19 protein-coding genes and 1 pseudogene are annotated in these 18,996 nt (G+C 64.2%); 9 read left to right on the forward strand and 11 right to left on the reverse strand.

The genetic code is table 11. The features are described from left to right. Positions 1–402, forward strand: a pseudogene (locus tag NKI61_RS12805) (thymidine phosphorylase); the annotation flags it as partial. Positions 403–411: 9 nt separating this feature from the next. Here NKI61_RS12805 and NKI61_RS12810 read toward each other — a convergent pair. The 3 genes from NKI61_RS12810 to NKI61_RS12820 form a co-directional block, all read right to left on the reverse strand. After that, positions 412–975: a TIGR02281 family clan AA aspartic protease gene (locus NKI61_RS12810; protein ID WP_023747102.1), complete on the reverse strand. Its 564-nt coding sequence runs from the start codon at positions 973–975 to the stop codon at positions 412–414. A gap of 129 nt (positions 976–1,104) precedes the next feature. After that, positions 1,105–1,734 carry a uracil phosphoribosyltransferase gene (gene upp, locus NKI61_RS12815; RefSeq protein ID WP_023747103.1) on the reverse strand — a complete coding sequence of 210 codons (630 nt, stop codon included), beginning with the start codon at positions 1,732–1,734 and terminating at the stop codon, positions 1,105–1,107. Positions 1,735–1,862: 128 nt separating this feature from the next. Continuing rightward, positions 1,863–2,834, reverse strand: a complete 972-nt coding sequence (locus NKI61_RS12820; RefSeq protein WP_023671130.1) for an adenosine deaminase — start codon at positions 2,832–2,834, stop codon at positions 1,863–1,865. A 134-nt stretch (positions 2,835–2,968) separates the two neighbouring features. Between NKI61_RS12820 and ubiE the strand changes: the two genes are divergently transcribed. From ubiE to coaBC, 3 genes are all read left to right on the forward strand, one after another. Continuing rightward, positions 2,969–3,745 (forward strand): bifunctional demethylmenaquinone methyltransferase/2-methoxy-6-polyprenyl-1,4-benzoquinol methylase UbiE, encoded by a 777-nt coding sequence (gene ubiE, locus NKI61_RS12825; RefSeq protein ID WP_023747104.1) that lies wholly within the window; start codon positions 2,969–2,971, stop codon positions 3,743–3,745. Positions 3,746–3,776: 31 nt separating this feature from the next. Further along, the gene (ubiB, locus tag NKI61_RS12830) at positions 3,777–5,351 is read left to right on the forward strand and encodes a 2-polyprenylphenol 6-hydroxylase (RefSeq protein WP_023683189.1); all 1,575 of its coding nucleotides are present in this window, start codon (positions 3,777–3,779) and stop codon (positions 5,349–5,351) included. Positions 5,352–5,418: 67 nt separating this feature from the next. Next, positions 5,419–6,885 (forward strand): bifunctional phosphopantothenoylcysteine decarboxylase/phosphopantothenate--cysteine ligase CoaBC, encoded by a 1,467-nt coding sequence (gene coaBC, locus NKI61_RS12835; protein ID WP_023744160.1) that lies wholly within the window; start codon positions 5,419–5,421, stop codon positions 6,883–6,885. A 120-nt stretch (positions 6,886–7,005) separates the two neighbouring features. Here coaBC and NKI61_RS12840 read toward each other — a convergent pair whose 3' ends face one another. The 8 genes from NKI61_RS12840 to NKI61_RS12875 all read right to left on the reverse strand — a co-directional run bounded on the left by NKI61_RS12840 (position 7,006) and on the right by NKI61_RS12875 (position 13,202). After that, on the reverse strand, positions 7,006–8,442 hold the full coding sequence (locus tag NKI61_RS12840; protein ID WP_023740927.1) for an MFS transporter: 1,437 nt from the start codon (positions 8,440–8,442) through the stop codon (positions 7,006–7,008). 193 nt (positions 8,443–8,635) lie between these two features. Next, positions 8,636–9,115: a DUF992 domain-containing protein gene (locus NKI61_RS12845; RefSeq protein WP_023671135.1), complete on the reverse strand. Its 480-nt coding sequence runs from the start codon at positions 9,113–9,115 to the stop codon at positions 8,636–8,638. 89 nt (positions 9,116–9,204) lie between these two features. Beyond that, positions 9,205–9,678, reverse strand: coding sequence for a DUF992 domain-containing protein (locus NKI61_RS12850; RefSeq protein WP_023671136.1), 474 nt, complete (start codon positions 9,676–9,678; stop codon positions 9,205–9,207). A gap of 257 nt (positions 9,679–9,935) precedes the next feature. Then, on the reverse strand, positions 9,936–10,790 hold the full coding sequence (locus NKI61_RS12855) for a tetratricopeptide repeat protein (RefSeq protein ID WP_023686462.1): 855 nt from the start codon (positions 10,788–10,790) through the stop codon (positions 9,936–9,938). Positions 10,791–10,993: 203 nt separating this feature from the next. Further along, positions 10,994–11,272: a 30S ribosomal protein S21 gene (rpsU, locus tag NKI61_RS12860; protein ID WP_023671138.1), complete on the reverse strand. Its 279-nt coding sequence runs from the start codon at positions 11,270–11,272 to the stop codon at positions 10,994–10,996. Between the two features lie 176 nt (positions 11,273–11,448). After that, the gene (locus tag NKI61_RS12865; protein ID WP_023740928.1) at positions 11,449–11,835 is read right to left on the reverse strand and encodes an SET domain-containing protein; all 387 of its coding nucleotides are present in this window, start codon (positions 11,833–11,835) and stop codon (positions 11,449–11,451) included. Positions 11,836–11,941: 106 nt separating this feature from the next. After that, entirely contained in the window at positions 11,942–12,700 is a 759-nt protein-coding gene (locus tag NKI61_RS12870) for an SDR family oxidoreductase (RefSeq protein ID WP_023671140.1), read from the reverse strand. Positions 12,701–12,833: 133 nt separating this feature from the next. Next, on the reverse strand, positions 12,834–13,202 hold the full coding sequence (locus tag NKI61_RS12875; protein WP_023671141.1) for a YrdB family protein: 369 nt from the start codon (positions 13,200–13,202) through the stop codon (positions 12,834–12,836). Positions 13,203–13,404: 202 nt separating this feature from the next. On the opposite strand from NKI61_RS12875, the gene NKI61_RS12880 reads away from it, so the two are divergent. Genes NKI61_RS12880 through NKI61_RS12900 form a run of 5 tightly spaced genes read left to right on the forward strand, consistent with a single transcriptional unit; the run spans position 13,405 to position 18,971 of the window. Beyond that, the gene (locus NKI61_RS12880) at positions 13,405–14,658 is read left to right on the forward strand and encodes a sarcosine oxidase subunit beta (RefSeq protein ID WP_023725217.1); all 1,254 of its coding nucleotides are present in this window, start codon (positions 13,405–13,407) and stop codon (positions 14,656–14,658) included. After that, the gene (locus NKI61_RS12885) at positions 14,658–15,080 is read left to right on the forward strand and encodes a hypothetical protein (protein WP_023671143.1); all 423 of its coding nucleotides are present in this window, start codon (positions 14,658–14,660) and stop codon (positions 15,078–15,080) included. The genes NKI61_RS12880 and NKI61_RS12885 overlap by 1 nt, the downstream gene beginning before the upstream one ends. Positions 15,081–15,092: 12 nt before the next feature. Continuing rightward, complete coding sequence (locus tag NKI61_RS12890; RefSeq protein WP_023683197.1) at positions 15,093–15,404, forward strand: sarcosine oxidase subunit delta; 312 nt, start codon at positions 15,093–15,095, stop codon at positions 15,402–15,404. Next, positions 15,401–18,394 carry a sarcosine oxidase subunit alpha gene (locus NKI61_RS12895; protein ID WP_352560352.1) on the forward strand — a complete coding sequence of 998 codons (2,994 nt, stop codon included), beginning with the start codon at positions 15,401–15,403 and terminating at the stop codon, positions 18,392–18,394. Before NKI61_RS12890 ends, NKI61_RS12895 begins: the two co-directional genes overlap by 4 nt. Further along, complete coding sequence (locus NKI61_RS12900; protein ID WP_023691852.1) at positions 18,387–18,971, forward strand: sarcosine oxidase subunit gamma; 585 nt, start codon at positions 18,387–18,389, stop codon at positions 18,969–18,971. Before NKI61_RS12895 ends, NKI61_RS12900 begins: the two co-directional genes overlap by 8 nt. Positions 18,972–18,996: the final 25 nt, after the last annotated feature.

An 18,996-nucleotide genomic window follows, 5' to 3' on the forward strand; every position in this document is an offset into this window, starting at 1 on the left:
GCGGCCGCCTTCGCACGTATGGTCGCAGCCCTTGGCGGTCCCGCCGATTTCGTCGAGAAGCCGGAAAAATATTTGCCGAAAGCGGCGGTGGAGTTTGCGGTCAAGGCGGCAGGCAACGGCTTTGCCACCGGCATTGCCACCCGCGATATCGGCCTTGCCGTGGTCGGGCTCGGTGGCGGGCGTACGCGGCCGGACGACAGGATCGACCATGCGGTCGGCATCACCAGGCTGCTGCCGCTCGGCGCCGAGGTGCGGACCGGCGAGCCGCTGGCGCTCGTCCACGCCCGCACGCAAGCGGAGGCCGAAGCGGCCGCAGCCGCCGTGCTTTCGGCCTATACGATCGGGGCGTCGAAACCAGCCGCCGACAAGACTGTCATCCGGCGCGTGCTGCCGCGCGGGTAGCGGAAGGCGCTACTGCACCAGCAACAGTGTGCCGTTTTCGACCTGGTATTTTGCCAGCCGCTGCAAAAAGCTCATGCCGATCAGGTTGGTGCGCAGCGCCTTGTCGTCGAGGACCACGGCCTGGATGTTGTCGACGCTGATCTTGCCGATCTGCAGGCGGTCGATGTTGACCACAGCGGCCCTGATCGCGCCATTGGCGGTGTTGACCTGCTGGTTGAAGTCCGACGGGTTGAGCGAGATGCCGATGCGGCGCGCCGTCGAGGTGTTGATGGCGACCAAAGTGGCGCCGGTGTCGATCATGCCGTCGACCTGGCGGCCGTTGAGCTTGAAGGCGGAGGTGAAATGGCCGCGCTCGTCAGCCGCCACCAATACTTTGCGCCCAGTGGGCAGCGGTGCGGCCGGCTTGCCGGGAACCGAGGCCATGTTCAGTTCGGGCTGAGGCTGCGCGGACGGCTTGCCGGCGACGGTCGACTTCAACAGGTTGTCGAGAATCTGCGGATTCGACTGATAGACGATCGGGATCGATGCCGACGTTCCGGCGAACACGCCCAGAATGACAAGCTTGCGCAGCATGAATGGACCTTCGTGAAGGCCCATTCTTGCCCACGTATGGTGTGTGCCGCTTTAACGCCAACCCGAAACCGCGGCTTTGCGTAAACGGGCGGTAAACGACTGGATGCCAGCTGGCCTTGCCAGCTGCCGTCATTTGGTTCCGTACATGCGGTCGCCGGCATCGCCGAGGCCGGGCATGATGTAGCCCTTCTCGTTGAGCTGGCGGTCGATGGAAGCGGTAAAGATCGGGACATCCGGATGCGCCTTGGTGAAGCGCTCGATGCCTTCTGGCGCCGCCAGCAGGCAAAGGAAGCGGATGTTGGTGGCTCCGCGCTCCTTCAGCTTGTCGATGGCCGCGATGGCCGAGTTCGCGGTCGCCAGCATCGGATCGACGACGATCACCAGCCGGTCGGCGAGATCGCTCGGCGCCTTGAAGAAATATTCCACCGCCTCCAGCGTTTCGTGATCGCGGTAGAGGCCGACATGGGCGACGCGGGCCGCCGGGACCAGGTCGAGCAGGCCTTCGAGCAGGCCATTGCCGGCGCGCAGCACCGAGGCGAAGACCAGCTTCTTGCCTTCCAGCGTCGGCGCTTCCATGGTTTCCATCGGGGTTTCGATGGTCGTCGTCGTCAGTTCGAGGTTGCGGGTGACCTCGTAGCCGAGCAGCAGCGAGATCTCGCGCAGCAGTCGCCGGAAGCCGGCGGTCGACGTCTCCTTCTTGCGCATGATGGTCAGCTTGTGCTGGACAAGCGGGTGGTCGACGACGGTGACGCCCTGCATGGGTTGCTCCAGTGAATGGTGAATAGTGAATAGTGAATAGTGAGCAGGTTTGCGAGTCCCGATGGATCGATCATTGCCGTTGACAGGCCGAACCGCCGGCAAACCAATCACCAGTCACCAGTCACCAGTCACCTCTTCGCATCGAGCCGGGCAAGCAGCGCGCTTTTCGTCTTCCTGTCGACGAAAGCCGCTTCGATCGCCGTCCTGGTGACGGCGGTCAAAGCTTTTTCATTCATGGAGAAATGCTCGGCGGCGATGTCGTATTCGCGCTTCAGCGAGGTCCAGAAATAGGGTGGGTCGTCGGAGTTCAGCGTCACCTTGCAGCCGGCCGCCTGCAGGGCAGGCAAAGGGTGATCGGCGAAACTGTCGTAGACTTTGAGCGCGATGTTGGAGCCGGGGCAGCATTCGAGCACGATGCCCTCATCGGCGATGCGGCGCACCAGGTCGGGATTTTCGATGGCGCGCACGCCATGGCCGATGCGCGAGGGGCGGATGTGGTCGAGTGCGGCCTGCACCGTCTCCCAGCCGGTCAACTCGCCGGCATGGATGGTGATGCCGAGGCCCGCTTCGCGGGCGATCTCGAAGGCCCTGACATAATCCTCCATCTCGCCCATGCGCTCGTCGCCGGCGACGCCGAAGCCGGTGACCAGCGGATTTCCGCAGCGCGCCGCAAAGCGCGCCGCCTGCTCGATCGATTCGACGCCGACATGGCGTACGCCGGTGACGATCATGCGGCCCTCGATGCCGGTCTTGGCTTTGGCGCGCAGCATGCCTTCGCCGAGCGCATCGGTATAGGCCTTGGGCGACAGGCCGGCCCTGACGGCATGGTCGGGCGAGGTGAAGACCTCGGAATAGATGGCGCCGTCGCGGGCAAGGCTGGTCAGATAATGGTCGGCGAGGCGGGCATAATCCTCCTCGGTGCGGAACAGGTCGGCGGAAAAATCATAAGCCGCCAGGAACGAGGTGAAATCATGCCAGACGAAGGAGCCGTTCTGGATATAGGGCGAGGTGTCCTTGCCGTATTTCTGCGCCTGACGGATGACGAGTTCGGGCGCCGCTGCCCCCTCGATGTGGCAGTGCAGTTCTGCTTTCAAAGGCATGCAGTTATCCCGTCTCATCAGTCCAGGCCGTAAAGCCCACCACCTGGAAGCGCGGCCGAACACCGCGCCTTAAACAATAGCGCCCGCACCATCGATCGGCTATGGTCCCGCCGGTTTTATGACGGATCAAAATAATGTCAGTTGAGAGAACCACGGCCGCGGGCGGCATGGAAACCTCCTATGGTTTCAAGAAGGTAGGGCCAGGCGACAAGCAGCCTCTGGTCAACGATGTTTTCCACAAGGTGGCGAACCGCTACGACCTGATGAACGACCTGATGTCGGCCGGGCTGCACCGGCTGTGGAAGGATGCCATGGTGACATGGCTCAATCCGCCGAAACGTCCGGGCTGGAAAGTGCTTGACGTGGCGGGCGGCACCGGCGACATCGCCTTCCGCATTGTAGACGCCAGCCATGGCAACACGCATGCCACGGTGCTCGACATCAACGGCTCGATGCTCAGCGTCGGCCGTGACCGCGCGGAGAAAAAGCGCCTGTCCGGCAACACCGATTTCGTCGAGGCCAATGCCGAGGAACTGCCTTTCACCGATAGCACCTTTGACGCCTACACCATCGCATTCGGCATCCGCAACGTGCCGCGCATCGATGTCGCGCTGACGGAAGCCTTTCGCGTGCTGAAGCCCGGCGGACGGTTCCTGTGCCTGGAGTTTTCCGAGGTCGAGATGCCGCTGCTGGACAAGGTCTACGAAGCCTGGTCGTTCAACGCCATTCCGCAGATCGGCAAGATGGTGACGGGCGAGGGCGAACCCTATTCCTACCTGGTCGAATCGATCCGCAAATTTCCCAATCAGCAGAACTTTGCTGCCATGATCACCCGCGCGGGCTTCGAGCGCGTGTCGTTCCGCAACTATTCCGGCGGCATTGCCGCCCTGCATTCGGGCTGGAAGCTTTGAGGCACCACAGTTTGCAGCAGCAGGGTAGGCGATGAGCAGCGTCGGCGCCGCCTTTCGGCTCGCACGGGCCGGCTGGGTGCTGGTTCGCGAAGGCGTGATCGCAGCATTGCCTGGCGACGAACTCGGCGGCCTGCCGAAATTCGGCTGGCGCATGGCCCGGCTCTTCACCCGCCGCCGCGCGCTCGCTTATGAGCGCAGCGACCGGCTGGCCAAGGCGGTGGTCCGGCTCGGACCCTCCTACGTCAAGCTCGGCCAGTTCCTGGCGACGCGGCCTGATGTCGTCGGCAACGACATGGCGCTCGACCTCGCCATGCTGCAGGACAAGATGCACACTTTTTCGCAGGCGGAAGCGGTGGCGGCGATCGAGGGCTCGCTCGGGCGCAAGATCGGCGAACTCTATACGCAGTTCGGCGGGCCGGTCGCGGCGGCCTCCATCGCCCAGGTTCATCCCGCGCAAGCCATGCATGACGGTGTCGATACCAAGGTGGCGGTGAAGGTGATCCGGCCTGGCGTGCGCCGCCGCTTCTTCCAGGATCTCGAAAGCTATTTCCTCGCCGCTCGGCTGCAGGAGAAATACATCCCGTCGTCGCGCCGGCTGCGGCCGGTCGAGGTGACCGAGACGCTGGCGCAGACCACCAAGATCGAGATGGATCTTCGCCTCGAGGCGGCCGCACTTTCGGAACTGGGCGAAAACACCAAGGACGATCCGGGCTTCCGCGTGCCGTCGGTCGACTGGGAGCGCACCGGGCGCGATGTGCTGACCATGGAATGGGTCGACGGCGTCAAGATGAACGACATCGCCGGCCTCGCGGCGGCGGGGCACGATCTGAAGGCGATCGCCACCAACCTGATCCAGTCGTTCCTGCGTCACACGCTGCGCGACGGCTTCTTCCATGCCGACATGCATCCAGGCAATCTGTTCGTCGAGGCCAATGGCAATATCGTCGCCGTCGATCTCGGCATTGCCGGACGGCTCGGCAAGAAGGAGCGCCGGTTCCTCGCCGAAATCCTCTACGGCTTCATCACGCGCGACTATCTGCGCGTCGCCGAGGTGCATTTCGAGGCCGGCTACGTGCCGCGTCAGCACAATGTCGCGGCTTTCGCGCAGGCCATTCGCGCGATCGGCGAGCCGATCCATGGCCAGCCGGCTGAAACCATCTCGATGGCGAAGCTTCTGACGCTGCTCTTCGAGGTCACCGAACTGTTCGATATGGCCACGCGGTCGGAACTGATCCTGTTGCAGAAGACCATGGTGGTGGTCGAAGGCGTCGCGCGCACGCTCGACCCGGCCTTCAACATGTGGAAGACGGCCGAGCCGGTGGTCGGCCAGTGGATCGCCGGCAATCTCGGCCCGAGCGGCCTGCTGATGGACGCGCGCGACGGCGCCAAGGCGCTGCTGGCGCTGGCCCGCCAAGCGCCCGATCTTGCCGCCCGCACCGAACGGCTGTCGCGCGAGATCGATTTTATGGCCGAACACGGCCTGCGCTTCGACGAAGCGACATCGCGCGCCATCGGTAAGGCCGAAGCGCGCTACACCCGCTCCGGCCGCATGGCGCTGTGGGTCATCGCGCTGACGCTGGTGTATATCGCGTGGAAGCTGCTCTGATCGCTTGCAACGCTAGCAACTGTGGTGCTAGCGTTGCAGTCGCGCTATTGATGTCGCGGAGCAAGTCATGGGCACCATTACTGTCCGCAATCTAGCTGACGACGTGAAGCAGAAATTGCGTGAGCGCGCTGCGGCGCGCGGGGTGTCGATGGAGGAAGAGGCGCGTGATGCGCTTGCCAAAAGCGTGCTGTCGGCGGAAGCCGGCATGCCCGAGAGCGAAACCCTCTATGCAACAATCCGCCGCTTGGTTGAGCCTCATGGAGGCTTTGACATCGATCTGCCCGAGCGAGGTCAATCCACAAAAACGCACAAAACCCTCGACGGCAAGCGCATCCTGCTGATCATCGGCGGCGGCATCGCCGCCTACAAGGCGCTGGACCTGATCCGCCGGCTGCGCGAGCGCGGTGCGGCGGTGCGCGTCGTGATGACATCGGCGGCGCAGGAGTTCGTCACCACGCTTTCGGTCGGCGCGCTTTCGGCCGACCATGTCTTCAGCGAATTGTTCGACCGCAATGACGAGCACGATGTCGGCCATATCCGCCTGTCGCGCGAGGCCGACCTTCTGGTAGTGGCGCCGGCCACTGCCGATCTGATGGCCAAGCTCGCCAACGGCCATGCCAACGATCTGGCCTCGACGGTGCTGCTCGCCACCGACAAGAAGGTGCTGATGGCGCCGGCGATGAACCCGAAAATGTGGTCGCATGCCGCGACGAGCCGCAACCGGGCGACGCTCGCCAAGGATGGCATCGCCTTCGTCGGCCCGGCCAAGGGCGAGATGGCGGAAAGCAACGAGGCGGGCGAGGGCCGCATGGCCGAGCCGCTGGAGATCGTGGCAGTGATCGAGGCACTGCTCGACAGCAGGCCGAAGCCGCTGGCCGGCCGCAGGATCATCGTCACCTCGGGGCCGACGCATGAGCCGATCGACCCGGTGCGCTACATCGCCAACCGCTCTTCGGGCAAGCAGGGCCATGCGATTGCGGCAGCGCTGGCAAGACTGGGCGCGGATGTACGCCTGGTCTCCGGTCCGGTTGGCATTGCCGATCCGGCCGGCGTTGTGACGACGCATGTGGAGACCGCGGCCGAGATGAAAGCGGCCGTCGAACAGTTGTTGCCGGCGGACGCCGCGGTCTTCGTAGCTGCCGTCGCCGACTGGCGCACCGCTGGCACGGCCGGCGAGAAGATCAAGAAGGTGGCGGGCCAGGGCCCACCGGCGCTGCAAATGGTCGAAAACCCCGACATTCTCGCCAGCGTCGGTCATCACGGGCAACGCCCGGGGCTGGTTGTCGGCTTCGCCGCCGAGACGCAGGACCTGATTGCCAATGCCGAGGCCAAGCTGAAGAAGAAGGGCGCCGATTTCATTGTCGCCAACGATGTCTCGCATGAAAGCGGCGTCGGCCCCACTGGCGTCATGGGCGGCGACCGCAACAAGGTGCGCATCGTCTCGAAGGACGGCGTCGAGGAATGGCCTGAGATGGGCAAGGACGAGGTGGCGGCGCGGCTCGCCGCGCTCATCGCCGAGCGTTTGCAAGCCTGAGCGGCCGCCGGTTCCGCAATCGGGCAGGCCATGGTCTTGCAGGCAGCCTTGTGGCCGAGGGCATTTGACGCCGACAGCGCCGGCGGAATGCTGTCGCCAAATTCTCGATCCGCCGTGCCCTCAGCCTGTCGCCAATTGCGGCCGGCGTGCCGCCAAAGCCATCTTCAACGCCGCCAGGCAACCGACAATGCCAAGTGGCACGAAGGCCAGGTACAGCCAGCCGGCGACGTGCGCTGCTGCCTCGCGGTTCAGCCCGTCCGAAAAGCCGCTGGCATTGGCGATGATGCCGGCCATGGCGGCGCCCACGGCGTAGCCGATGCGCTGCATGGTCGGCACGGCGGCCGAGGCGATCGTCTGCTCGCCGTCGCGGGCCGAGGCAACGATGATGCGGGTCAGGAAGGGCCATGACACGCCGAAGCCACCGCCTTGCAACAAAGCGCAGAGCAGGATCACCGGGATCGAGCCGGCGGGGATGGCATAGGCGAAACCGGCGAGGCCGGCTGCAATCATCAGCGCGCCGATGACGAGGATCTGCCGTTCGCGCTGCAGCGGCGCATTGGCGACGGCGATCGACAGGATTGACCAGGCGATCGATTCGGCGGCGATGATGTAGCCTGTGGTCAGGATCGGGATGCCGTGCAGCGTGGTAAGCAGAAGCGGCCCGTAGATGGAAAAAGAGACTGTCGCCACCGAGAAGGCGGCAACCATGCTCATGCCGCTGCCGACCGGCGAGCGCCATGAGAACAGGCCCGACGGGAACAGTCGCGATTGCGGCTTCATGGCGTCGACGAAAACGAACAGCGCCAGGCCGGCGAGGCCGAGGACCAGCAGCAGCGACGATCGAAGCAAGGCGACGTCGACGCCTGCGGTGGCGATCAGCACGACGGCGATGGCGAGGCAGCCAAGTGCTGCAAAGGGGAAGGGCGGCGAGGTGCCGGCGGCGGCTTGCGGCTTCGTCGCTTCCGGCGTGTTCAGGACGATGAAGCTTGCCGATGCCATGGCGATGCCACCCAGCACGAAGACGCCGAAGGCCCAGCGCCAGGACAGGAGTTCGACCATGATCGCGCCGAGCATCGGGCCGCTGAAGGCGGCGACGCCCCAGATCGCCGACATGATGCCGAACAGCTGTGGCCAGATGCTGCGGTTAAACAGCCGCTCGACCGAGACGAAGGCCAGCGACACCAGCGCACCGCCGCCGAGACCCTCGACCAGACGGCCGCCAAGAAACACCGGCATGGACGGCGCGGTGGCGCAGATCAGTGCGCCCACGGCATAGAGCAGGGCGGCGACCGTGACGTTGGAGCGTAGAGCGACATAGCTGACCAGCCGCCCGGCCGCTGCGCCGGCGACAATGGCGCCGAGCTCGTAGACGGCCAGCGACCAGCCGACGAACTGCACACCGGCGAGGTCCCCGACCATGGCCGGCATGACCGTCGCCACCATCGTCTCGTTGGTGGCGTGCAGCAGGATGCCGAGGCTGATGAAGCAGAAGCGCGCGAGGTCGCCGCTTGCCCACAATGCCCGCCAGTCGACCTTGTTGCTGGTGATTTCAGTCATTCTTTTACCCTGCCTTTGCATATCTCGATGCCGGCGCATGGCGCCAGAAGCCAGTCGCGCTTTCCGGCGGGGCCATGCGCGCTGTTTCAGTCAGGCGAGTTGTAAAACCTCAAGCGCAGTTGAGCTCAAGTGGCTTTTTATCGAAGTGCAAACGGTCGAGATTGGCCGGAAGCCTCTCCGCTTGATGCGCCGGTCAGTTCTCAATGCTGCGCAGCTGAAACTGGCTGACGCCGATCGCAATGTTGATACCGGTCTGCGTCTGCAGGCTGAGCGGCTGCAGGGTGAAGGCCTGCGAGGAGCCGCCGACCAGGAGATTGGCGCCGGCGCCGACCGCCGCGGTCACTTCGGCGCTGGCGCCGATATAGTCGCCGGCCAACGCGCCGGGCGCATAGATGTTCCTCAGCGGCGTCAGCACCAGCCATTGCATGACGGTCTGCTTGGTGGTGCCGATGTCGAGCCCGTATTTGTTGACGGCGCCGAAATAGGCTTCCGGCGAAAAGCTCTTGTCGGCCGGCGTGAAGGTGCAGCTCAGATCCTTGCTGGAGCCGAAGATGAAGCCGGTGCCGCCGCCGATGGCGCAATCGAGCACACCGAGTTCGATACCCTGGCCTTGCGCTTGGGCCTGGGCGGTACAGATGATGGTGATAGCGGCGGCGATGGCTGGTTTCAGCACGGCGGATCCCCCAAAAAGCATACGGCGCGAAACAGTAACCTGTTCCGCGCCGCGCGTAGAGGGATCAGTCGATCCTTATTTGCCGATGCTTATTTGAACGAGTGGATCAGTTCCAGGGAGGTCACGGCGACCGCTACATTGACGCCGGTCTGCGCCTGGACGCTGAGCGGCTCCAGCACAAAGGCGCCGTCGAGCCCGCCGACCAGCAGATTGGCGCCGCCGCCGGTCACCACGCTCGCCTCGGCGTTGACGCCGTAATAATGGCCGGCAAGGTCGCCCTCGTCATGGCCGCGGGTGGCGGCCAGAACCGCCCACACCAGCTGGCCCTGATGCGTCTGGCCGAGATCGACGCCGAGCTTGGAGATCATCCCCGTGTATTTCTCGGACGGCCCATGGTGATAAGGGCGGAACGTGCAGTCGACGCCCTTGTTCGACGTGATGACGTAACCGACGCCGCCGTCGATGGTGCAATCGAGCGTGCCGAGCTGAAGCTTGCCGGCGCTGGCGGGAACGGCAAGCAGCGTCGTGGCAAGTGCCGCGGCACAGATGATTTTCTTGATCATGGGTCAGTCCTTTCGAAAATGCCTTCAACAACGGTTGAATGGCCCGGAGCGTTCCGCTGAAAACTTGGCGCGATCAAGGCAAGGGTTAACGCTTTGCCCCCGGTGGTTAAGATTGGGTGATAGTGGGGTTTTCTGGATACGCAATCCCTAGGGGACGGGCTCTGCGCTTTCCCGGGGAGAAACCGCTCACGCGGCGCACTGCATCAGGAATGGAACGTTGTTATAAAAGGCCGCCGATGGCGGCGCGCGGCCGCATCTCAGCCGGCGGTGGCGCCCGATGTGCGCGACAGGCCGTCCTTGGCCGGCTGGTAGGTCGGGTCGAGATGGACGGCTTCGCGGTAGGCCTTCGAGGCCTTGACCTTGTCGCCGCGGCGCTCGTAGATCAGCGCCTGGTTGGACCAGGCTTCGGCGTTCTTGCCGTCGAGTTTGATGGCCATGTTGAAGTCGGAGAAGGCGTTGTCCTCGTCATTCATGGCGAGATAGGAGAGGCCGCGGCCGTTGTAGGGTTCGGCGGCGTCCGGCGCCAGCGAGATGGCGGTCGAGAAATCCTCGATGGCAAACTTGTGCTGGCCCTGGCTCTGATAGATCAGGCCGCGATTGTGGTACGCGCGCGCATCCGTCGTATCAAGCTGGATCGCCTTCTGGAAATCGTTGAAGGCCTGCTGGGTCTGGCCGGCCTTGCGATAGAGGTTGCCGCGGCCGATATAGGCGGCGTCATAATTTGCATTGATCTGGATCGAGCGGTTGTAGTCGGCAAGGGCGGCCGCCTGGTTGCCGAGGAAGCGCTGGATCAGCGCCCGGTTCGAATAGGCCTGGTAGAAATTCGGGTTGAGCTGGATGGCGGTGTCGAAATCCTTCAGCGCCGCCTGATACTGGCCGCCACGGCCATAGGCCGAGCCGCGCACATTGTAGCCTTCCGGATCCTGCGGATTGCGCTGGATCACCGCCGACAGCGAGGAGATGTTCTCGCTCGAGCCTTGCGCCTTGTCGATGTTGTTGAATTCGCCGGTCGGAACGCTCTGGCAACCGGCCAGCACCAGGCCGGACATCAGGGCTGCCGCCAGGGCCAAACCGCGCATTGTGGTTTTGCGCTCTACGCCGATTGCGTTCATGTCTGCCCTGTCCTCACTTCAGCCGCGCCGTCCAGGTCCCCCTCCGGGCCGGGTCACAGATTGTCGTAACAAAATCTAGAACGCCGTTTGCGCGTTCAAGGGAACGGCCTCCAACAGAATGGCGGCGCTCCAAACAAAAAGGTGGCGGCGATTCCGCATCGCGCCACCTCAGAGTATCCTTCGAAAAGGACGAAAAATTGGCGTCAGAACCGCGGCGGACGCGGAGCACCACCAGGACCACCGGCGGCGCCGGCAGCAACCGGGCGCGGCGTCATCGGCAGCAGGCCTTCGCGCTGGGCGCGCTTGCGGGCCAGCTTGCGGGCGCGGCGAACGGCTTCGGCCTTTTCACGGGCGCGCTTCTCGGAAGGCTTCTCGTAATGGCCGCGCATCTTCATTTCGCGGAAAATGCCTTCGCGCTGCATCTTCTTCTTGAGAGCGCGAAGCGCCTGATCAACGTTATTGTCGCGGACGAGTACCTGCACGGGCAATCCTGTCTTTCGGGTTTGATATCAACAGGCAAGTGACCATAGCCACATGCCTCCGCGGCGCTTTACACCACGAATTGTGGCGGCTGATAGCAGAATCAGGCCGCGCTGTCCACACTGGAAATGAAGGACAACCGCCAATTTGCCACGGCAGCCCCGAGATAGGGCGCCAACTAGGCGTTGGCCAGATGGAGCCGTGCGAAATCCTCGAAGAATTCGCCGTAATCGCAGGTAATTTCCTCGCCGGCTGATATATCTCGAGTGGCGGTGGCGCCGCCATATTGCGAAAAATCCGTGTTCGGCCGCTCGGCGTGGTTCATGAAGCGGCCATTATCGACTTCATAGACCATGAAGCCGGGACGGTCGGGGCTCGGATAGGCATAGCGGTCGAGCAATTCCTTGAGGTGCGGCGGCGCCGCCTCGTATTTGTCCATCGGGATCAGCCGGTCGAAATCCGGATCGAGCCGCCAGATCGAGGCGCCCTTCCTGATCGGCTCGGCGGCGAACACGCCGACGCCTTCGATTGCGCTCTGGGCGACATAGGTCCTGATCAGCAGCATGTCCGTCCTCCTCACCCGAAACCGAATCGCCAAATCGCGTGGAAAAAGCAAGTCCGGTTTCGGGTTCTATGGCTGGATCGGCGCGGGCGATGACCCGCGAAATGCTTCACGTCCGGGTGATCGAGACGCCGCCATCGGCAAACAGCGCCGATCCTGTGGTGAAGCTCGACGCATCCGATGCCAGGAAGAGCGCAGCGCGGGCGATCTCTTCAGGCACAGCGACACGTTTCAAGGCATGCAGGTTTTCCACGAAAGCGCGTGATTCCGGCGTCTTGAATGTTGCCGACGGCGTGTCGGTGCCACCCGGCATCAGCGCGTTGACCCGCACGCCCCTGGGGCCGTATTCGGCGGCCAGCACCTGCGTCAGGCCGATCAGTCCGGCCTTGCTCGCGGCATAGCTGGTCATGCCCGGCATGCCGACTGTGTGACCGACGAAGGTCGAGGTGAAGATCAGCGATCCGCCGCCGCGTTCGACCATCGCCGGCACCTGGTATTTCGCGCCGAGAAAGGCGCTGGTCAGATTGGCGTCGAGCGTCTCGCGCCATCCGTCCAGCGACAGTTCCGAAATCGGACCCATCGTTCCGACGGAGCCGACATTGTTGAAGGCGATATCGAGCCCGCCGAATTTTTCGACGGCGAGATCGACGAGGGCTTTTGCATAGGCTTCGTCGCGGACATCGCCGGCAAGCGCGACTGCCGTGCCGTCGGCGTCCTCGATTTCGACGACCAGCGCATCGAGTTCGGCCTGGCGGCGGGCGGCGATGACGACCCTGGCGCCTTCTTCGGCAAAGAGTTTTGCGGTGGCGCGGCCGATGCCGGAACTGGCGCCGGTGACGATCGCTATTTTATTGGTGAGTGCGAACATTTTTTACATCCTTTCATCGCGCCGGCTGTGCCGGCAACCGGGATGTTGATCGCAGTTCGGGACGGTGCTAGCCACCCGATACGTGCTCGACTTGCTGAATGGCTTCGCAGCGGCACAAGCGCCGCGCGCCGGACTATTGCTTCAGCAGCCAGCCGAGGCGATCGAGCGAAAATGCGTAGCTGATGGCGATGAGCAGCGTGATGACAACGCCCGTGGTTGTGTGACCGGCGGCATAGAATCCGGCTGCACCGCCAAACAGGATGGCCAGTTCAAGCACCAGCCTGACTGCGCCTGGTACAGGAACCGGCGCGCGTCCGGACCGGCTCGGATCGCCGCGCACCGCGAAGGTTCCCCACAGCGCAGCTGCAATGAACGGCAAGGCCAAGGCGAAGAGCCAGCGCCACCATCCGCCGGAGAGGCTCCAGCCGGCAAAGCCGAGGCCAAGCAAGGCGGCAAGTTCCAGCAGGAAACGCAACGTCAGATTCCACCAGGCGTTGCCCATATCCGTCCTCCAGAGTCTCGCGATCGCCAGTGTGTCCGAACGCAGCCATGCCTGCCAGCCCGGGCAGGTCTTTTCCACCGCGGCGCAAAACGGCAAGCGCCGTCGCAAACAGCGCAAGGGTGGAAGCGCCGTTTCGCTAGTGATACACCTCGCGCGCCGGGGCTGCGTAAAATACCCCACCGCCATTTGCGAGGCTGGAACGTTGAAAAAATATTCGGTATTCGCCATCGCCCGCGAGGCCATGCGCGGCCACAAGGGCTGGGAGGAACAATGGTCCTCGCCGGAACCGAAGAAGGAATATGACGTCATCATCGTCGGCGCCGGCGGTCATGGCCTGGCCACCGCCTACTATCTCGCCACCGTTCACGGCATCACCAATGTCGCGGTGCTGGAAAAGGGCTGGCTAGGCGGCGGCAACACCGGGCGCAACACCACCATCATCCGCTCCAACTACCTTTACGACGAGAGCGCCGGCATTTACGACCATGCGCTGAAGCTGTGGGATGGGCTCTCCCAGGAACTCAACTACAACGTCATGTATTCGGCGCGCGGCGTCATGATGCTGGCGCACAATGTGCACGACATCCAGGTGCTGAAGCGCCATGTCCATGCCAACCGTCTCAATGGCATCGACAATGAATGGCTGACGCCTGAGCAGGCGAAGGAATTCTGCCCGCCGCTCAACATTTCCAGGCAGGCGCGCTATCCCGTCGTCGGCGCTGCCTTGCAGCGGCGAGGCGGCACGGCGCGTCACGATGCGGTGGCCTGGGGCTATGCGCGCGGCGCTTCGGCGCGCGGCGTGCACATCATCCAGAATTGCGAGGTCACCGGCGTCAAGCGGGCGGCCAATGGCGCGGTCATGGGCGTCGACACGACGCGCGGCTTCATCAGCGCCAAGAAGGTCGGCGTGGTGGCTGCAGGCCACTCCTCGGTGATCATGAACATGGCCGGCGTGCGCATGCCGCTGGAAAGCTATCCGCTGCAGGCGCTGGTGTCGGAGCCGGTCAAGCCGGTGGTGCCGTGCGTGGTTATGTCGAACACGGTGCACGCTTATATCTCGCAGTCCGACAAGGGCGAGCTGGTGATCGGCGCCGGCACCGACCAGTATGTCTCCTATTCGCAGACCGGCGGCCTGCATATCCTGCAGCACACGCTCGACGCCATCTGCGAGATGTTCCCGATCTTCACCCGCATGAAGATGCTGCGCTCGTGGGGCGGCATCGTCGACGTGACGCCCGACCGTTCGCCGATCCTGGCCAAGACGCCGGTGCCCGGCCTCTACGTCAATTGCGGCTGGGGCACGGGCGGCTTCAAGGCAACGCCCGGCTCAGGCCATGTCTTTGCCCACACGATTGCCAAGGACGATCCGCATCCTATCAACGCGCCCTTCACCATCGAGCGCTTCCGTACCGGCCGCCTCATCGACGAGGCAGCGGCGGCGGCGGTGGCGCACTGATGATGGTGGAATTGGCTGTAGCGGTGCCGCTGGTGCTGGCGGGGGAGCAGGACCTGTTCCACTTTCCGTCACCGGACGAAGTGCGCACGCAGCCGATCAGCCGCGCCGGCAACGAAGCCAATTGGCCGTTTTCGATCGACGCCGGCATTCTGGGATGCGTGTGGAGTGGTGGCCAGAAGGTGGTCATCTTCATGGAGAACAGGCCCTCCGATCTCGGCGAGGACGACACATTCGAGCCGCGCAGCGTCATCGTGACGACCGATCCGTTTCAGCTCACGATCGGCAACATGGCGTATCGCGAGCTGTTTCGCCCCGCCGCAAGCGTAGAGGAGCGCATTCGGCTCGTCGCGCCTTTTGCGGCGATGGGCCAGAGGCTTTGCAACCAACCGGCCGGCGCGCATGTCGGCCACGGCGAATTGTAGGAACGAACGATAATGCTTCTCATCCGCTGCCCCTATTGCGAGGAAGAGCGCCCGGAGCTCGAGTTCCGTAACGCCGGCGAGGCGCATATTGCGCGTTCGGCCAACATGGCGGGCGAGAGCGACGACGACTTCGAAAAGTTCTTCTTCATCCGCTCGAACCCCAAGGGCATCATCTATGAGCGCTGGCGCCACATCCATGGCTGCGCACGCTTCTTCAATGCGGTGCGCGACACCGTCACCGACAAGTTCGTCATGACTTACAAGGCCGGCGAGCCGAAACCGTCCAAGCTGCCCAAAAACTCCAACGAAATGGCTTCCAAATGAGCGGCGCGTTCCGCATTCCGAGCGCCGGCCGGCTCAGCCAGGCCAAGACCGCGCGCTTCAGCTTCGACGGCCAGGCCTACACCGGGATCGAAGGCGACACGCTGGCCTCGGCGCTGCTTGCCAATGGCGTGCATCTGGTGGGACGTTCGTTCAAGTATCACCGTCCGCGCGGCTTCCTGTCGGCCGGAGCGGAAGAGCCAAACGCGCTGGTCGAGGTCAAGCGCGACGCCGCGCGCAAGGCGCCGAACATCCGCGCCACCGTGCAGGAACTTTATGACGGGCTTGTCGCCCAATCTCAGAACCGCTGGCCCTCGCTCGCCTTCGATGTCGGCGCGGTCAGCGATCTGGCATCGCCGCTGTTTTCGGCCGGCTTCTACTACAAGACCTTCATGTGGCCGAAGGCAGCCTGGAAGAGCCTCTACGAGCCGAAGATCCGCGCCGCGGCCGGCCTCGGCGTTTCGCCTGACAAGCCAGATCCCGACCATTATTCGTCGCGCTATGCGCATTGCGACGTACTGGTGCTAGGCGGCGGTGCGGCCGGCATTGCGGCAGCGCTCGCCGCTGCCGAAACCGGCGCGCGTGTCATCCTCGCCGATGAACAGGCCAGCTTCGGCGGCAGCCTGCGCTTCGAGAGCGGGGCGAAGATCGACGGCCAGGACGGTTATGCCTGGGCGCAAGGCGCGGTGGCCAAGCTCACCGCCCTGGACAATGTCCGCGTTTTGTCGCGCACGACGGCGTTCGGCTACTACGCGCAGAACTTCGTCGGCCTGGTCGAGCGGGTCAGCGACCATCTGCAAAACCCCGGCCGCGATTTGCCGCGCGAGCGCCTATGGCAGGTACGCGCCAAGCGCGTGGTGCTGGCGACCGGCGCCATCGAACGCCATATCGTGTTTGCCGACAATGACCGGCCCGGCATCATGCTGGCCTCGGCGGCGCGGACTTATCTCAACCAGTACGGTGTCGCGGTCGGCAAAAATGTCGGCGTCTACACCGCCAATGACTCGGCCTACTCCGCCGCGATCGACCTGAAGAAGGCCGGCGTCAACGTGGCGGCGATCGTTGACCTGCGCGACCATCCGACCGGACCTGTGATCGACGAGGCGAGAGCGCTCGGCATCGAGGTCAATTTCGGCCGCGCGGTGATCCGCGCCGGCGGCAAGTTGCGCGTGACCTCGATGACGGTTCAGCCGAAGAATGGGGGCGGCGAGCGCACCATTCCGGTCGATGCCATCCTGATGTCGGCCGGCTGGACGCCATCGGTGCATCTGTTCTCGCAGTCGCGCGGAAAGGTCGCGTTCAATGACGAGACCAAGCGCTTCGTGCCGGGCATCTATGCGCAGGACTGCGTTTCGGTCGGCGCCTGCAACGGCACGGATGGGCTGTCGGCGTCGATCGACGAAGCCTATGCGGCCGGCGCCAAGGCGGCGAAGGATGCGGGCGGCAAAGTGGCCAAGGGCGTTAAGCCGAAGGTCGACGCGTCGGAAAGCTGGTCGCGCGGCATGCTGGGCGCGGCGCCCGGCGCCGGGCCGGACAAGACGGTCAAGGCCTTCGTCGATTTCCAGAACGACGTCACCGCCAAGGACATCCGCCAGGCGGTACATGAAGGCATGCGCTCGATCGAGCACGTCAAGCGCTTCACCACCAACGGCATGGCGACCGACCAGGGCAAGACCTCCAACATGCACGGCCTGGCGATTGCCGCCGAGACGCTTGGCAAGCCGATCCCCGAGGTCGGGCTGACCACGTTCCGCGCGCCCTATACGCCTGTCACTTTCGGCGCGATCGTCAGCCATTCGCGCGGTCCGCTGTTCGACCCGACACGCAAGACCGCGATCCATCCCTGGGCCGAAGCGCAAGGCGCGGTGTTCGAAGATGTCGGCCAGTGGAAGCGCGCCTGGTATTTCCCCAAACCCGGCGAGGACATGCACAAGGCGGTCGACCGCGAATGCGTCGCTGTGCGCACCAATGCCGGCCTGTTCGATGCCTCGACGCTGGGCAAGATCGAAGTGGTCGGACCGGATGCGGCCAGGTTCATGGAACTGCTCTACACCAATCCGTGGGAGAAGCTTGAGCCCGGCCGCTGCCGCTATGGCATCATGCTGCGCGAGGATGGTTTCATCTATGATGACGGCGTCGTCGGCAGGCTGGCGCCGGACCGTTTTCATGTGACGACCACGACGGGTGGCGCGCCGCGCGTCATGAACCATATGGAGGACTATCTCCAGACCGAGTTCCCGCATCTGAATGTCTGGCTGACCTCGATAACCGAGCAATGGGCGGTCATCGCCGTGCAGGGGCCGAAGTCGCGAGACATCATTGCACCGCTGGTCGAAGGCATCGACATGTCGGACGAGGCGCTGCCGCATATGTCGGTGCGCGAAGGCAAGATCTGCGGCGTGCCGACCAGGCTGTTTCGCATGTCGTTCACCGGCGAGCGCGGCTTCGAGGTCAATGTGCCGGCAGACTACGGGCAGGCCGTTTGGGAAGCGCTGTGGGCCGAAGGCCAAAAGCATGGCGCGACTGCTTACGGTACCGAGGCGATGCACGTGCTGCGCGCAGAAAAGGGCTACATCATCGTCGGCCAGGACACGGACGGCACGGTGACGCCGAACGATGCCGGGCTCGACTGGGCGGTCGGCAAGAAGAAGACCGATTTCGTCGGCATCCGCGGCTTGACGCGGCCCGATCTGGTCGCCAAGGGCCGCAAGCAGCTGGTCGGCTTGAAGACCAAGGACCCGAAAGTGGTGCTTGAGGAAGGCGCGCAGATCGTCGCCGACCCGAAGCAGGCGATCCCGATGAAGATGATCGGTCACGTCACATCCAGCTACTGGTCGGAAAATTGCGGTCGCTCGATCGCGCTGGCGCTGGTTGCCGGCGGGCGCGACCGGATGGGCGACACGCTCTATGTGCCGATGCCGAACGGGATGATCGAAGTGGAGGTTACCGGCATGGTGTTCTTCGACGAGACGGGAGGGCGCCTCAATGGCTAAGGCTGCTGCAAAGAAGACGGCCCCAGCTGCAGCGCCGTCGGTCGAGCGCCGCCCGGCCCTGGCTGAACGCGTCGTTTCCGCAACGGATGTCAAGGTCGAGGTGCTGCCGCCGGCGGAGCGCATGTCGCTGCGCGCGCCGGAGGCTTCCGTCGCGGCGCTGTCGAAGGCGCTCGGCCTGACCTTGCCGAAGCAGCCGAAAACTTCGGCGTCGAAGACAGGGCGCACGGCGCTGTGGCTTGGCCCTGACGAGTGGCTGGTTATCGATGAGGCTGGCAAGGATCCGCTGGCCGATCGTGCTGGGGTTGCCGCATTGCATTCGGCGGTCGGCATCTCGCACCGCAACGTCGCCTTCGCCGTCACCGGCCCGGCGGCTGCCGCCGCGATCAATGCAGGCTGCCCGCAGGATTTGTCGCTCGAGGCTTTTCCGGTGGGCGCGGCGTCGCGCACCATTCTCGGCAAGTGCGAAATCCTGCTGTTGCGCACGGCAGCCGACGCTTTCCGGGTCGAGTGCTGGCGTTCCTTCTCGGACTATGTCTTTACTTTCCTGTCGGAAGCAGCCAGCGACGCGGCGGCGTAGGAACGTTTGACGGGTCAAGCCGTTC

This window comes from Mesorhizobium sp. M0514, assembly GCF_040321145.1.
Taxonomy (GTDB): domain Bacteria; phylum Pseudomonadota; class Alphaproteobacteria; order Rhizobiales; family Rhizobiaceae; genus Mesorhizobium.

What these genes read in the sequence shown, in the direction of transcription:
- NKI61_RS12840 (WP_023740927.1), bottom strand. Translation starts at nt 8,442, where the DNA reads ATGACTGAAATCACCAGCAACAAGGTCGACTGGCGGGCATTGTGGGCA.
- NKI61_RS12870 (WP_023671140.1), bottom strand. Translation starts at nt 12,700, where the DNA reads ATGTTCGCACTCACCAATAAAATAGCGATCGTCACCGGCGCCAGTTCC.
- NKI61_RS12810 (WP_023747102.1), bottom strand. Translation starts at nt 975, where the DNA reads ATGCTGCGCAAGCTTGTCATTCTGGGCGTGTTCGCCGGAACGTCGGCA.
- upp (WP_023747103.1), bottom strand. Translation starts at nt 1,734, where the DNA reads ATGCAGGGCGTCACCGTCGTCGACCACCCGCTTGTCCAGCACAAGCTG.
- NKI61_RS12855 (WP_023686462.1), bottom strand. Translation starts at nt 10,790, where the DNA reads ATGAACGCAATCGGCGTAGAGCGCAAAACCACAATGCGCGGTTTGGCC.
- ubiB (WP_023683189.1), top strand. Translation starts at nt 3,777, where the DNA reads ATGAGCAGCGTCGGCGCCGCCTTTCGGCTCGCACGGGCCGGCTGGGTG.
- NKI61_RS12900 (WP_023691852.1), top strand. Translation starts at nt 18,387, where the DNA reads ATGGCTAAGGCTGCTGCAAAGAAGACGGCCCCAGCTGCAGCGCCGTCG.
- ubiE (WP_023747104.1), top strand. Translation starts at nt 2,969, where the DNA reads ATGTCAGTTGAGAGAACCACGGCCGCGGGCGGCATGGAAACCTCCTAT.
- NKI61_RS12820 (WP_023671130.1), bottom strand. Translation starts at nt 2,834, where the DNA reads ATGCCTTTGAAAGCAGAACTGCACTGCCACATCGAGGGGGCAGCGGCG.
- NKI61_RS12895 (WP_352560352.1), top strand. Translation starts at nt 15,401, where the DNA reads ATGAGCGGCGCGTTCCGCATTCCGAGCGCCGGCCGGCTCAGCCAGGCC.
- NKI61_RS12890 (WP_023683197.1), top strand. Translation starts at nt 15,093, where the DNA reads ATGCTTCTCATCCGCTGCCCCTATTGCGAGGAAGAGCGCCCGGAGCTC.
- NKI61_RS12865 (WP_023740928.1), bottom strand. Translation starts at nt 11,835, where the DNA reads ATGCTGCTGATCAGGACCTATGTCGCCCAGAGCGCAATCGAAGGCGTC.
- NKI61_RS12885 (WP_023671143.1), top strand. Translation starts at nt 14,658, where the DNA reads ATGATGGTGGAATTGGCTGTAGCGGTGCCGCTGGTGCTGGCGGGGGAG.
- NKI61_RS12875 (WP_023671141.1), bottom strand. Translation starts at nt 13,202, where the DNA reads ATGGGCAACGCCTGGTGGAATCTGACGTTGCGTTTCCTGCTGGAACTT.
- coaBC (WP_023744160.1), top strand. Translation starts at nt 5,419, where the DNA reads ATGGGCACCATTACTGTCCGCAATCTAGCTGACGACGTGAAGCAGAAA.
- NKI61_RS12850 (WP_023671136.1), bottom strand. Translation starts at nt 9,678, where the DNA reads ATGATCAAGAAAATCATCTGTGCCGCGGCACTTGCCACGACGCTGCTT.